Annotated in this window: 10 protein-coding genes and 3 pseudogenes; 10 read left to right on the top strand and 3 right to left on the bottom strand. The window is 61.2% G+C overall.

Features of this window, described 5'->3' with window-relative positions; all coding sequences use genetic code 11:
* Positions 1-157: 157 nt before the first annotated feature.
* Positions 158-430: pseudogene (locus ACQI5H_RS13280) on the top strand (SDR family oxidoreductase); the annotation flags it as partial.
* A 593-nt stretch (positions 431-1,023) separates the two neighbouring features.
* The gene (locus tag ACQI5H_RS13275; protein ID WP_427079829.1) at positions 1,024-1,704 is read left to right on the top strand and encodes an SDR family oxidoreductase; all 681 of its coding nucleotides are present in this window, start codon (positions 1,024-1,026) and stop codon (positions 1,702-1,704) included.
* Positions 1,705-1,808: 104 nt separating this feature from the next.
* Here ACQI5H_RS13275 and ACQI5H_RS13270 read toward each other — a convergent pair whose 3' ends face one another.
* On the bottom strand, positions 1,809-4,583 hold the full coding sequence (locus tag ACQI5H_RS13270; protein ID WP_427079828.1) for a helix-turn-helix transcriptional regulator: 2,775 nt from the start codon (positions 4,581-4,583) through the stop codon (positions 1,809-1,811).
* A 240-nt stretch (positions 4,584-4,823) separates the two neighbouring features.
* Between ACQI5H_RS13270 and ACQI5H_RS13265 the strand changes: the two genes are divergently transcribed.
* Genes ACQI5H_RS13265 through ACQI5H_RS13250 form a run of 4 tightly spaced genes read left to right on the top strand, consistent with a single transcriptional unit; the run spans position 4,824 to position 8,790 of the window.
* Positions 4,824-5,390 (top strand): sigma-70 family RNA polymerase sigma factor, encoded by a 567-nt coding sequence (locus ACQI5H_RS13265; RefSeq protein WP_427079827.1) that lies wholly within the window; start codon positions 4,824-4,826, stop codon positions 5,388-5,390.
* A 3-nt stretch (positions 5,391-5,393) separates the two neighbouring features.
* Positions 5,394-6,260: an SDR family oxidoreductase gene (locus tag ACQI5H_RS13260; protein WP_427079826.1), complete on the top strand. Its 867-nt coding sequence runs from the start codon at positions 5,394-5,396 to the stop codon at positions 6,258-6,260.
* Complete coding sequence (locus ACQI5H_RS13255) at positions 6,257-7,447, top strand: cytochrome P450 family protein (protein ID WP_427079825.1); 1,191 nt, start codon at positions 6,257-6,259, stop codon at positions 7,445-7,447. The genes ACQI5H_RS13260 and ACQI5H_RS13255 overlap by 4 nt, the downstream gene beginning before the upstream one ends.
* Before the next feature lie 11 nt (positions 7,448-7,458).
* Positions 7,459-8,790, top strand: coding sequence for an alpha/beta fold hydrolase (locus ACQI5H_RS13250; RefSeq protein ID WP_427079824.1), 1,332 nt, complete (start codon positions 7,459-7,461; stop codon positions 8,788-8,790).
* Between the two features lie 52 nt (positions 8,791-8,842).
* On the opposite strand, the gene ACQI5H_RS13245 is transcribed toward ACQI5H_RS13250, so the two are convergent.
* Both ACQI5H_RS13245 and ACQI5H_RS13240 read right to left on the bottom strand, forming a co-directional pair.
* The gene (locus tag ACQI5H_RS13245) at positions 8,843-10,234 is read right to left on the bottom strand and encodes an amidase (protein WP_427079823.1); all 1,392 of its coding nucleotides are present in this window, start codon (positions 10,232-10,234) and stop codon (positions 8,843-8,845) included.
* A gap of 19 nt (positions 10,235-10,253) precedes the next feature.
* Positions 10,254-10,492: pseudogene (locus ACQI5H_RS13240) on the bottom strand (GMC oxidoreductase); the annotation flags it as partial.
* A gap of 294 nt (positions 10,493-10,786) precedes the next feature.
* On the opposite strand from ACQI5H_RS13240, the gene ACQI5H_RS13235 reads away from it, so the two are divergent.
* The 4 genes and pseudogenes from ACQI5H_RS13235 (at position 10,787) to ACQI5H_RS13220 (ending at position 13,780) form a co-directional block, all read left to right on the top strand.
* Entirely contained in the window at positions 10,787-11,275 is a 489-nt protein-coding gene (locus ACQI5H_RS13235; RefSeq protein WP_427079822.1) for a hypothetical protein, read from the top strand.
* A 51-nt stretch (positions 11,276-11,326) separates the two neighbouring features.
* The gene (locus tag ACQI5H_RS13230; RefSeq protein WP_427079821.1) at positions 11,327-11,953 is read left to right on the top strand and encodes a PaaI family thioesterase; all 627 of its coding nucleotides are present in this window, start codon (positions 11,327-11,329) and stop codon (positions 11,951-11,953) included.
* 73 nt (positions 11,954-12,026) lie between these two features.
* Positions 12,027-12,968 (top strand): annotated as a pseudogene (locus ACQI5H_RS13225) (R2-like ligand-binding oxidase); the annotation flags it as partial.
* A 17-nt stretch (positions 12,969-12,985) separates the two neighbouring features.
* Entirely contained in the window at positions 12,986-13,780 is a 795-nt protein-coding gene (locus tag ACQI5H_RS13220; protein ID WP_427079820.1) for an alpha/beta hydrolase, read from the top strand.
* Positions 13,781-13,884 lie beyond the last annotated feature (104 nt).

Below are 13,884 nucleotides of genomic sequence, written 5' to 3'. Positions count from 1 at the left end.
ATGGCCGATGCGAAGGCGATTAGCTCTGTCATTCGATGCGTCGATACAGCAGGGTGTCCGGCAGATATGGCAGTTCTTTCCAAATCTCGTGCGGCAGCTTTACAGACGGAGTCGAACGTTGAATTGAGGTTTTCTTGCTGGTCAGGCTGCGTCGAAGGCGGGGATCGTCGGGATGGCGCGCACGCCGGCCGCCGAATGGGGTCCGCGCGGGATTCGCTGCAACGCGGTGATGCCCGGCATGATCGCCACCAAAGTGCGCGCGATGCCCGCCCCCGCGCGGGATGGCGCGATGACCCAGATCCCGCTCGGCCGCTTCGGCGAACCCGCGGACCTGGCCGGCGTTGCCGCCTTCTTACTCTCGCCGGCCGCGGCGTACATCAATGGAACGGTCCTCAGGGTCGACGGCGGGTTCGGCCTGTCGATGCGATGACTATCGCATTCGCGGAGCCAAGGGTGGGGGCCCCTCGTTCGCCCAATGCGCGCCTTGGACAAGCCGGCGACCGCTCTCTCCGCCGGAAACGTAGCGGATGGTTCCATCGTCCGCAGTTCGTCGGCAGTAGCTTCGACAACCGTCGAATCCCCCCAACGTAGCCAACCATGTGACGTGCACTCTCACGGCGCAGCCAACGCGGCCAAATAACTGCAAACGCCCCAGTCGACTCGTTCGCATCGAATAGGTCGAACTAACCGGTCTCGGCTGCAGCGCGCGACGAAGCGGGACCTATAGCGAAAACCGCCCGGTGATCGTTACGGCCGCCGGGGCTTCTTCATTGGTCGAGTCATGTCTTCGGCCGCCAGACTATGACTGCGTGGCTGCCTTGGCCGCGCCTGTGGCCGGAGGACTCCGCCGTCATCCTTGATCCCAATGAACACATACTTGCCGACGCGCTGGCGACCGAAATGCCGAGAATAAAAGCGACACAGTCGATGTTAGACAATCCAAGGCGGCAAATGGGGAGCCCAGCCCAGCCGCCTCTCAAAGCCGCAGACCCAACGTCGGCCTGAGATGCTAAGGAGACCGTCTTGGACACCGAACACGTCACCGCACTTATCACTGGAGCGAATCGCGGCCTTGGTAGGGAGTTCGCGGCCGAACTCGTCGCGCGCGGGGCGAAGGTTTATGCCGCCGCACGCCGCCCGGAGACAATCACACTCGCGGGCGTCGTGCCGATTAAAATCGATATCACCGATTTGGAGTCAGTGCGCCGTGCCGCCGAGATTGCCTGGGACGTAAACGTTCTGGTGAACAACGCTGGCGTCTCTACACGTGCTTCACTGCTATCCGGTCCGATCGAAGATGTACGGTTGGAAATGGAAACGCACTACTTCGGCACGCTTAATGTCACCCGTACCTTCGTCCCAATTATCGAAAATAACGGCGGCGGCGCGATCCTCAACGTGTTATCGGTGCTGTCCTGGTTGCACTTCCCCGCTGCCGGTGCCTATTCGGCGGCCAAGGCCGCGGCCTGGGCGCTGACCGGTGCGATAAGCGAAGAGCTGGCCCCGCGAGGCATTCATGTGACCGGCCTGCACGTCGGCTACATGGACACCGACATGGTGAGCTATGTCCCGGCCGACCAAAAGATCGATCCCGCCGTAGTGGCTGCGTTGGCCCTCGACGGCCTGTTCAACGGCGAAGCGGAGGTCCTCGCCGACGACCTGTCACGGACGGCGAAAGCACAGCTGTCCGAGAGTCGCCGCTAGCGCTGGGGACCGGATTGCCGCGTTAACTACAACAACTGAATGCTCAAGTCTGTTGGAGCCAAGCTCTCGCTGTCCCGATCAACAAGAGGAAGCTCTGCGCGCGTCTAAGTGCCGACCAGCGGCTCCAATTGCTCGCGTGATTCGATCTGCAGCTTGCGGTAGATATTTCGGAGGTGCCACGCAATGGTGTTGCGTGACACGAAGATATGCTCCGCAATTTGATTATTCGACAGGCCCCGCGCCGCGAATTGTGCCACCCTTAGCTCTGTCGGTGTTAGTGATTCGATCCCGGTGACTGCAAGCCGGCGGGGACGGCCGCCAGCCGCCGTCAATTCCTCGCGGATGTCGGCTTCGAGCCCCATCGCACCACACCGATGCGCCAGGTCAAGACCGATTCCCAAATGGGTCCGTGCCCGTACCCGCTGCCCAGAGCGACGCAGCGCGCGTCCAAGTCTCCAGTAGGTGCGGGCTAGTTCAAGTTTGGCCTGTGTGTGTTCCAGTGTGCCCACGGCCTGCCCCAACAAGTCGCGAGCGTAAGCGCCCTCCTGCGTGAAAGCTTTACGTCTTAACGAGATTCCCAATGAGACTGGCACCTCGAACACCCTTGCCAGCCGAATCTCCTCGTCGATCAGATCCTCGGCACGTTCATGTTCACCTGCGAGGTATGCCACTACGCCAGCCAGCGACCGCCATCTGGACGGTCCTGGGTTTAGGACGCCGTATGCTCGCATCGCAGTTTCAGTAGCATCGAGATCTTTGCGGGCGGCATTGATATCCCCGCGTCGAAGGTGCAATAGACCGCGAGCGGTATACACATACGCTCCGAGGGCCGGTGCATCACACGGTCCAGAGTCGTTCCAGGCGTTTTCAAACAGGAGAGCAGCCTCCTCAAGCTCGCCGCGCTCAATCATGCAAAGGACAAGCGTGGCGAGCGCCGTGTCCGCATGCGCATGGGATCGAGCGTTCATGCCTTCCCATGCCGCCTCAGCATCAGCTGCTGCCTCCGGGATGCGGCCGCACTCATAAAGCACCAGCGCACGTACGAGCGATGCCTCGGCGTATGCCAGCACGCCGCCACGATCCCGAGCGTCATGAAGTGTTGCCTCCGCGGCGTCGAGCGCCTCCAGCAGGCGTCCGGAATGCAGCAAGGCGAGGGTGGCCAGGTTTACGCTGGGACCTTCGGACGTCTGCTCCGCGAGGAGCGCGCCGTCACCGAGAGCTCGAACAGCCAGATCGCCCGCACGATGCGCCGGGGGCACTGTCATGGCGTCACGGAGCGCTTGAAATGCTAGCACCGCTCGGTCGCCAGGTCCGTCGGGTTGGTCATGGTCTTCGATGCTGGTGCTGGGCCCCCGCTGCTCAGGCGCCAGGTGATACTCGGCACCGCACGCAGCCCCCTCAAACCGTAGACGGATCTGCAGTTCACCGTTCTCGAATAACTCAGCCCCGCGGCGAAATGCCTTGCCTGCCTCGGCGTACCGGCCAAAGCGGAATAACGTCTGGCCGAGTGAATATAGTGCGTCTGCGCGTTCGTCTGGCCCACTCACCAGCTCCAGTGCTCGCTCGAAACGGTCGAGTGATGTCGGCACCCCCGCAGCCGCCTCGGCGAGTCCGAGATCGATGAGCAGCTGGACCGGCATCTTCTTGACCTCGGCAAGGTCGACGGCGCGGCGCAGATAGCGTACGGCCGAACCATGCGCGCCCTTTCGGGCCGCGGCGCGCCCGGCTTCGTGCAGAGCGGTCAGGGCCCAACTTTCTTCGGGCAGTTTGGATTTCAGTAGATGTTCAGCGACAGCTTCCGGCTCTCGGCCGCCGGCCGCCAGCAGCTTCGCGGCGTGTGCATGAAGCGATAATCGCTCGCTCGGCTTCATCACGTTGTAGATCGCCATCCGAGTAATCCTGTGCGCGAAAATGACAGGTTCAGCAGATGCGAAAACCCCTGCGGCGACGAGTTCTTGCGCCGACACAAGCCCTTCGTCGGGGTCGAGTCCTGCCAGGCGGATGACATCCCTCGCCGCGGCGTTATCGCATATCACCGCGGCGGCTTTAGCGAGTTCCCGCGCGGCTCGATTCAAGCGAGCCATCCGGCGAACAATGTGGCGGCGTACTGACTCAGGCGTGGCGATTCTGGTATCCAAGCCGGCGCTCAAAGCGTCTGCCATTGCCAAGACAAACAGCGGGTTGCCGCCAGTCTCGCGCACCACCGCCTGAGCAAGATTCACATCGACGTCACGGTCGGGCAGCGCGTCGGCGAGCAACGCAGCAACGGCTTTCTCGCCGAGCTCTGCTGGACGGATCGGTGGTGAGGTGACTGCATCCCAGAGGTGACTAATCAGCTGTGACTCGGCAAACTGGTCCCCGGTGCGGATCGTTGCGACCAGGGCCACAGGAACGTCGTCGATTCGTTCGGCCACGTATACCAGGAAGCGCAATGTGAGGTCATCCGCCCAGTGGACGTCGTCGACCAGGATCACCATCGGTTGTTGCTCGGCGAGATTTACGGTGAGCCAGTAAAGGCCGTGAATCACACCGAACTGGTCTAATGCTTTGCCTTGGCCAAAGAGCGGCTCGGCGAGAGCGGCTGGGCCCCGCATGAATTCGGTCCGCTCTTCGGGGGAGGCATGGATCAATCTGCTTTCAAATAGCGTTCGGGCGATGCCAAACGGGTAGTCGCGCGTCAATTCATTGCCGCGCGCTCGTACTGCGCGCATGCCAAGCGCGTCGGCTATTTGACAACACTCGTCGAGCAGCCGAGTCTTGCCGACGCCACTAGGGCCCTCGATCACGCACACTTGCCCGCGGCCGCCTCGTGCCGCGTCCAGCAATGCCGAAAGCTGCTCCAGCTCAGCTTCGCGCTCTACAGGTCTCGCCAAGCTCATTGTTGGAATCGTAAACCCCTCAAACCGGCCCACTAATCCCCTCTAGGGGGCATGGCGACGATGCTTCAACGGCTGCATACCTTCGGAACCATGTCTCAAATCCGCCCTATAAATGCAGCTCAGCGCGCCACCGCCATGGCCGACCCGACTAGTCCGACCACTGCAGCCGATTCCAATTCAATACACCAGCGCCAATCCCGGAGCCTCGGGCCCCGAGGGTCACACACCGATACAAAGTTGATGGCCCGTTTTGAGCGCGATGCGATTCCGATGATTGACCAGCTCTACGCTAGTGCGCGGCGGCTGACCCGATGCAACGCCGACGCCGAAGACCTATTGCAGGACGCGATGCTGAAGGCTTATGTGGATTTCGCATCATTCCAGCCGGGGACGCATCTGCGGGCATGGCTTTTTCGCATCATGTACAACACGTGGGTTAATGCCTATCACAAAAATCGTCGGCGGCCCCTGGAGAGTCTGAGCGCCGACATAGCCGATTGGCAGCTCGTCGCCCATCATCGGAATGCTGCAGCCCCGCTACGTTCTGCGGAACTGGAAGCGCTCGAGGCATTGCCGGACAGCCAGATAACACGAGCGCTGTCTGGGCTTCCCGACAACCTGCGGACCGTCATCTACCACGCCGACATAGAAGGATTCCATTATCGGGAAATCGCCGATATCGAGGGAATCCCCCTTGGAACGGTAATGTCGCGACTGCATCGCGGACGCCGCCTGCTGCGCGAACGGCTGGCCGACGTGGCACGCCAACGTGGGTTCACGACCCCAAATCTGCGGCGAGCCGGCTAAACCATGCACATTGAGGGAAGCGTCGCCGTTGTCACAGGCGGCGGCTCGGGAATCGGTAGAGCAGTGGCGGAGTCGTTTGCGGCGGCCGGAGCACCCGTAGTGGTCAGCGACATCAACACTGATAGTGCGCGCGCGACTACCGACCGGATCACGTCTGTAGGGCATGCAGCCGCGGCATGGCAAGCGGATGCAAGCACGCCGACCGGCATACGCTCGCTGATTGACTTTGCCAACAACACGTTTGGACCGGTAGATATCTATGTCGCCAATGCTGGGGTGGTCGGCCCGTCCGGACTCGGCTTGGCAGACCGTGATTGGGATCACACACTTGCGGTGAATCTACGAGCCCACGTCCGAGCGGCCGGCATGCTGGTGCCAGGCTGGGTCGAGCGCGGCACCGGCCACTTCGTCAGCGTCGCCTCCGCCGCAGGTCTGCTCACTCAACTCGGTGGAGCAGCGTACGCGGTTAGCAAGCACGCGGCCGTGGCCTTTGCCGAGTGGCTGGCAATTACCTACGGGGAGAGCGGTGTTGGCGTCAGCTGCATATGTCCGATGGGCGTCAACACACCGCTGCTGAGCACCACGCTCGGGTCACCAGACGCCGATAACCGGCTTGCGGCCAATGCGATTGTCAACTCAGCAGATGTCGTCGAACCGGAACTCGTGGCCGAAGCTACTCTGCGAGCGGTGCGTGAGGGCCGGTTTCTATCGCTGCCGCAGGAACAAGCACGAAAGCTATTCCAGCAAAAGGCTGCCGATCACGACCGCTGGGTGTTGAGAATGCAGCGATATCAGAAATCGCTTCGCTTCCATGGCGGCCAACCCGCCGGCCGCACACCGACGTCACTTACGCAGCCGATAGTGCCATGATTCGGCTCGACCGAACGTTCATACAGAATCCGCATGACCTGTATCGGCGGTTACGGGCGGAGGGGCCCGCGGCCCGAGTAGTGATCTGGGGCGCCGTGCCGGTGTGGCTCATCACGCGCTACACCGAGGCAAGAGCACTATTGAACGATCCGCGGCTGAGCAAGGACCACGCACGCATGCAGACACTGTTTCCGCCTGGAACCGGTGGGGCCCACGCATTCTCGATCGATGCCACGATGCTTCAGCAGGACCCGCCCGAACACACCAGGCTGCGCCGGCTCGTTGTCAAGGCATTCACGGCGGGCGCCGTCGAACGGATGAGGCCAGGAATCGAGCGAATCACCGAGGAACTGCTCGACACCCTCGAAGGTGCGGCCGCTGTCGGCCCCGTGGACCTAGTCGAGTCTCTCGCCAGGCCTTTGCCGCTACGAGTCATCGGGGACTGCCTCGGTGTTCCGGCGACGATGCGGGATAGGTTCCGGACCGCCGTCGAGCCGCTGCTTTCCTCGATCCGTCCAGACGAGGTGGCCACGGCATCCGCCATTTTGACCACTCTGATGCGCCAACTCATTGCTCAGAAGCGCCATGACCCGGGCCCTGACTTGCTGTCGGCGCTCGTGGACGCACGAGACAATGGTGATCGACTCTCGGAAGGTGAGCTCCTCGCGACAACGTATCTGCTCATCTTGGCCGGCTACGAGACTACGGTGAACCTCATCGGTAACACCGTTCTGGCCCTGGTGCAGAACCCGTCGCAGCTTGCGCTGCTGCGCGATCAGCCCTCTCTATTGCCAAAAGCGGTGGACGAGTTTCTTCGCTACGAGGGTCCGGTCAACATCGCCACCGTGCGGTTCACCATTGTTCCGATCCGTGTCGGCGACGTCGACATACCCGCGAACGAGCTTGTCATGATCGCGCTGAGTGCAGCAAACCGCGACGACGGCCAATTCGACAATCCCGATCGCCTCGACATTACGCGAAAGCCGCATTCCCACTTAGCATTCGGCCATGGCATCCACTACTGCGTCGGTGCTCCGCTAGCACGACTGGAGGCCGAGGTCGCGCTCGATCGGTTGTTGGCACGGTTCGCCCGGATCACCCTGGACGACACGGCAACGTTGCAGTACCGCATCAGCACCCTGACCCGCGCGCTCAAATCGCTTCCCGTACAACTTATCCCAAGGTGAGACCCGTTAACGTGAACCAAGGTCGGGTGCACTACGCCAGAAACGGGAAGGCACGCATTGCGTACCGAGTGTTGGGAGACGGCGACACGACGCTGGTCTTCCTTCTCGGATGGGTGGTCTGCAGCATCGACGCCTTCGAGGAACCCACAAGTCCGTATGCCAGCGCATTGAATTTGTTGGCGTCACATACTCGGATACTCATTTGGGATCGTCGCGGCACTGGTCTGTCGGATCCGGTGTCCGACGTCCTATCGCTCGATGAACGTGTAGAGGACCTTCGTGCCGTTCTCGATGCCGCCGCCGTCGATCGCGCCGTCCTTTGGGGAAGCGGGGAAGCCGGCCCGGTGAGCATTCTCTTTGCCGCCAGGTATCCGGAGCGGGTCAACGCCTTAGTGTTGCCTCTCACCGCAGCACGGTTTTCCCAATCGCTGCCGGATCATCCATGGGGCTTTACCAGAGCTGAAATCGAATCCCAATTAAAAGAGATCGATTGTCTCTGGGGCCAAGGCGCTTTGGCGGACATCTATTTCGGTGAAGCCGCGGCTATCCCAGGTGTGCGGGACGAGTTTGGCCGCCAGCAGCGCGCAGTCTCTAGTCCGACGCTGGCGCAGCTGCTATGGAAGTCGACGATGGAAATCGATGTACGCCAACATTTGTCGGAGGTGCGCGCGCCCACCTTGGTACTGGCACGCTCGGGTGATCGCTTTGTACCTTTCGAGGCTTCGGCGGCACTGGCCGCCTGCATTCCCAAGGCGCAAATGCGAGAATTGCCGCCCGGCAATCACAGTTGCTTCGACATCATGGACATCCTCGTTGCCGAAACGCTGGAGTACGTGTGCGGGTCGTACGATGCTGGGCCGCACACAAGGGTACTCGCCACAACGCTCTTCACTGACATCGTCAGTTCTACCGAACTGGTAAGCACTCACGGGGATGCGCATTGGCGCCACTGGCTCAGCGTCCACGACGACATCGTTGACTACTTGCTGGCTAAGCACGGCGGCCGCAGCGCCAAACACACGGGGGACGGGGTGTTCGCGCTATTCGACAGCCCGACGAATGCGGCGCACTTCGGCCTGGAGCTCGTGGCCGCGCTGGCCACTCGCGGGTTACGTATCCGAGCCGGAATCCACACCGGCGAGGTCGAGCGTCGCGGTGACGAATGGAGTGGTTTGGCCATCCACATCGGCGCTCGGATGGTCGAGATGGCTAATCCAGGCGAGGTTATCGCCAGCGGCACCGTCCGCGAGCTGTCCGCGGGATCCGACTTGACATTTGACGACCTCGGTCCGCACCACCTCAAAGGACTGCGCGAAGCGGTCCACGTATACCGCGTTCGATAGCAGTGCTGTTCCACCCCGCGGAGCCGTCGGCCGCGCTGGCCCCGGAAAGCGTTCAAGACCATCGTGGGCGGCGTCGCGCCCATGGACGGACGGCTTCGAATTGCGCGCTGAGTGATAGGAGCGTTGCTTCGTCGAATGGTCTACCAACCAACTGGATCGACAGTGGAAGACCGTCTTCGTCAAATCCCCACGGTATGACCGCCGCCGGCTGACCGGTCACATTGAATGCTTGCTGGAACGGAACGTGCCTGGATGCGAGCGCCAGCGTAGTGATGGCGCCGCGGCCTTGGTACTTACCTACTCGGGGTGGTCCTGAAGCGGTTCCGGGTGTGACGAGCACGTCAACATCATCGAAGATGCGTTGCAATCGCCCGGTAATGGCTTGTTCGCGAGCACGGACGGCGGACATCCGCCGATCCGAAAGGAGCCCACCCAATTTCGCCATAGTGCGGGTCCGAGCCTCCAACCGATCACGATGTGGCAATGCTGTTACATCATCATGAATTCCCCGCAAATAGCGGGGGATGAAACTTCCTGTGATCGTCGACAGCGGGTAGCCGGGGTCGCGCCGGATGACTTGATGGCCAAGCCTCTGCAACAAGGCGCCGGCTTGATCAACGGCGGCACGTTGCGCCATGCCGAGGCGGCTAAAGACGAATGGCGGGACCTTCGTGCTGAGGGCAATCCGCAGGCGGGGAGGTGTTTGGGTGAGAGCTCCGACGAATCCGCCGCCAGGCGCATCGGCTGTGGTGGTGATATCCAAGAAGAGCGCCGCATCCTCGACTGTCCGCGTCAGTACGCCATTGACGTTCAGTCCGTACCAGCCCTCGTCGTTGGGCGACAAGGGGACACGGCCTCGTTGTGGTTTGATGCCGAAGACGCCGCACCACGTTGCCGGAATACGGACCGAGCCGCCGGCATCGGAACCGAGGGCAAAAGAGGCCATGCCTGCCACCGTTGCGACCGCAGCGCCACCACTGCTGCCGCCGGGTGTGCGGGTCTTGTTCCACGGATTTCTTGTGGCGCCGAACGTAACTGTCTCGGTGAACGGCCACATGCATAGTTCGGGGCAGGCCGTCTTGCCTATAATCACTGCACCAGCAGTGCGTAGCCGTCGGACCACCTCGGCGTCGCGTTCCTTGGCGGCACCGTGCGCACGGGTACCGAAAGTCGTGTACGCTCCGGCGACGTCCACGTTGTCTTTTATCGCCACAGGCACTCCCAATAGTGGCCTAGTTTCGCCTGCATCGAGCATGCGTTGTGCCGCTGCCGCTTCGGCGCGAGCCGTGTCGTCAAACACCGCAGTGAAAGCTCTCAGCTCTGGATTCAACCTTGCGATTCGTTCGAGATACAGTTCAATTAAGGCAGGTGAGGTAATCACGCCGTCGGCGAGCATCCGATTGTGATCTGCCGCGCCGGCGAATGCTATGTCCGCCAATTTCATATGTGCCCAGCTTTCGCGGTTACTGCAGATGATGTTCTGCCTCAAGCATTTCGGCCGCGCGATCGCCGATGATGACGCATGGAGCCATGGTGTTACCACTGGTCGCGCGCGGAATGATCGAACCGTCGGCAATCCGAACACTTTCGATCCCATGCACTTTCAGCGTTGCATCAACCACTGACACCTCATCCGTGCCATCTTTGCGGTGCCGGTCTGATGCCAGTAACTAGCGGCGGCGTCGCGGATGAAATGCGCGAGGCAGAATGACACACGTCTGCGACGGTAGGTTGGTTCGCAACGCGCAGTCCCCACCCCAGGTTGAGGGGATTAACCTTCGGCGGTGAGTGGGTTTACTTGCCGGCGAATATTTTCGGCGCGTCAGCGGTTCCTATAGCGCATGACAATGTCACTCGTCAGTAGCGCCTATCTGCAATCGGTCGTGATCGAGTGACTGGGCGACCTGACACTGGCGACATGTGCGTATGCCATGCATGCCAGCCACGTAGCGCTGCTTGGCTCAACAATGCGAGGGGATTCATGCGTCGACATGAGATGGTCGAACTGTGGGAGAAGCACGCGTTCTATGAGTTTGGCGTTAAGGACGCCGACCTCGCCGTTTCCACCATGGTTGAGGATGCGAGTGTGATGCACCTGCCGACGATGAGCGGTGGCTTCGGACGCGACCAGTTACGCCGCTACTATGCGGACGTTTTCATACCCGGTATCCCGGATGACACGCGCAGCGAACTGATCGATCGCCGGGTCGGGGACGACTTCCTGGTAGACGAGTCGATCATGTGCATGTCCCACGACCGAGAGATTCCCTTCCTTCTTCCGCGAGTGCAGCCCACGGGACGGACAATCGAAGTCCCCTTCGTGGTGATCGTAAATTTTCGCGGTCCCCTGATGCAAAGCGAACGACTGTATTGGGACCAGGCGGGCGTGTTGAGCCAACTGGGATTGCTGTCTGCGACAGACCTACCCATAGCGGAGTTCTCGGAAGTCACCGGGTTCCTTCGGAACACGACGTCAACAACATGAGCCGAAGCTGTTTCGTTCAGTGAACAACATTGAAAGTCGTAGGTGGAAGCAATGACAAGCGAGTTGGGGAAGCCGCTACCTGCCGAAGAATGGGGACCAACCCGTAGACGCACCGTTGAATGGCATGCGCCTACTCTTACTACGGTCAAAGGCCGTTCGATGCAAGGCATTGATTATCTGCGTGCGATGATGGATGGTCGACTCGCGCCACCGCCAATCAATGCGTTGCTTCAGATGGAAGCGATGTTGGTTGAGCCAGGGCGAGTGGCGCTCTCGTGTATCCCGGACGAATCGATGTACAACGCCACCGGGACCATCCACGGGGGGATCATATGCACTCTGCTGGACACCGCTGCGGGATGCGCGTTATTGAGCACGCTGCCGCAGGGCAGAGGACTCACTTCGGTCGAAATCAAGGTGAACTACCTCAAAGTAGTCCACCCGAGTAGCGGCATCCTCACTGCCATCGGTTCAGTGGTGAGGGCTGGATCGCGGGTCGGGTTCACCGAGGCAACTGTGACCGACGCCGCCGGCATCGTGGTCGCAACCGCGTCGAGCACATTGTTGATATTCGATCTGTCGAATGCCGCAGCAATATCGGATGGCCGAAAAGGCTTGCGCTCAGGCGAACTTGGGCAACACGCCGGGGGGACCGATGAGCGAGTCGCCGGTGTTTAGCCGTCGCAGGTAATCGCGTTGGCAGCGATGCAGAGGCTACCCACCCACTCAACCACGAGATCAGGAGGTTAAGCGAATGACACGAACACGATTCCGCTCGATCGGCGCAGGCGGGCTCAACTGGGACAGCCTGCCGCTGCGGCTTTTCACGGGAGGCAACGCGAAGTTCTGGGACCCCGCCGAGATCAATTTCTCCCGCGATCGAGAAGACTGGGAATCACTCTCGGAGCGAGAACGCGACTACGCCACGCGTCTGTGCGCCGAGTTCATCGCCGGCGAGGAAGCGGTGGCCCAGGACATCCAACCGTTCATGACCGCAATGCGTGCCGAGGGACGCATCGGGGACGAGATGTATCTGACCCAGTTCGCCTTCGAGGAGGCCAGGCACACGCAGGTGTTCCGGCTGTGGCTCGACGCCGTCGGGATCACCGATGACCTGCACGCCTACATCGATCAGATTCCCGCCTACCGCGAAATGTTCTACGAGGAGCTTCCCGAATCGCTTGATGCGTTGAGCTCCGACCCCTCCCCAGCCGCCCAGGTTAGAGCCTCCGCAACTTATAACCACGTGATCGAGGGCATGATGGCGCTGACCGGATACTTCGCCTGGCAGAAGATTTGTGTGAACCGCGGCATTCTCCCCGGTATGCAAGAGTTGATCCGACGCATAAGCGATGACGAGCGACGTCACATGGCGTGGGGCACATTCACCTGTCGGCGCCACGTCGCCGCCGATGACGCAAATTGGACGGTATTCGAAACGCGAATGAACGAGCTGATCCCAATTGTGCTGCGCAACACCGAAGAGGTTTTCTCGCTATACGGCGGCGATATGCCCTTCGCGCTCTCACGAGACGAGTTCATTCAGTACGCCGGCGATAAGGGCACGCGCCGACTCGGAGCCATCCAAATCGCACGCGGCCGGCCAGTCGGTGAGATCGACGTCGACTACTCGCCGATGCAATTAGAAGAGATGTTCGCCACCGAGGACCAGCAGTCTCGGGTCTATTCATAAGCTGGACAATCCTATTCATGCCCGACATCAAACACGTTGTCCTGATCCACGGGACGTGGTGCCGTGGGGAGACGTGGAGTTCGGCACGGGCTGCGTTCGCAGAACGTGGCTATACCGTGCATACCCCGACCCTGCGCCACCACGAACTGCCCCTGCGAGAAGGCGCTCTGAAGATAGCGCCGCTGAGCATGCGCGACTACACCGACGACCTCGGCGCCCTCATCGGCTCGCTGAATTCTCCGCCGCTCCTCGTGGGGTTGTCGCTGGGGGGCCTCCTGGCCCAGCTGGTGGCCGCGCGTATCCCTCATGCCGGCCTCGTCGCCGCCTGCCCCGCACCGGCGGCGGGGATGATCCTGAACCCGAAGATGTTGCGCGGCGCCTTAAGCGTCCTCGGCAGGCACTATCTACAACCGCGACCGTGGGCCAAGCCGATGTATCCGCCCACGTGGCAGCGGTTTCGGCGGTGGATAGCCAACGCACAGAGCGAGGCGGTCGCCCGCGAGGTTTTCGCCGGAATGGTCGCTGAATCAGGGCGCGCCTACTGCGAGATCGTTTTCCCGTTTCTGGACCGGGGCAAATCCACCGCCGTCGACTTCGCAGCTGTTACGTCGCCGGTCCTTGTGATCCGGGCCGAATATGACCGTCTCATCCCGCCACAGGTCGCCCCCTGGACAGCATCCCGGTATCAGAGCGGGACCTGGGTAGAGATTCCCGGCTCCGATCACCTCGTATTTTTCGGGGAGGCGTTGCCTGTCACCATGAAATACATTGACGACTGGATCAAAAGAAATCGCGCAATGTCCAACACCTAGCCGCTGACTGTGAAGTGGGGACGCGTTGCTTGCTAGTTCGTGTAGCGCGGAACGAACTGACGCAGTGGAGGGCTCCTGACGCCACCCGCCAACCCAATTACCCC

The sequence above is a fragment of the Mycobacterium heidelbergense genome, assembly GCF_050205645.1.
In the GTDB taxonomy this organism is placed as follows: domain Bacteria; phylum Actinomycetota; class Actinomycetes; order Mycobacteriales; family Mycobacteriaceae; genus Mycobacterium; species Mycobacterium heidelbergense_A.
Note: the sequence above shows the minus strand (reverse complement) of the source record. Positions and strands in the feature narration are given on the sequence as shown.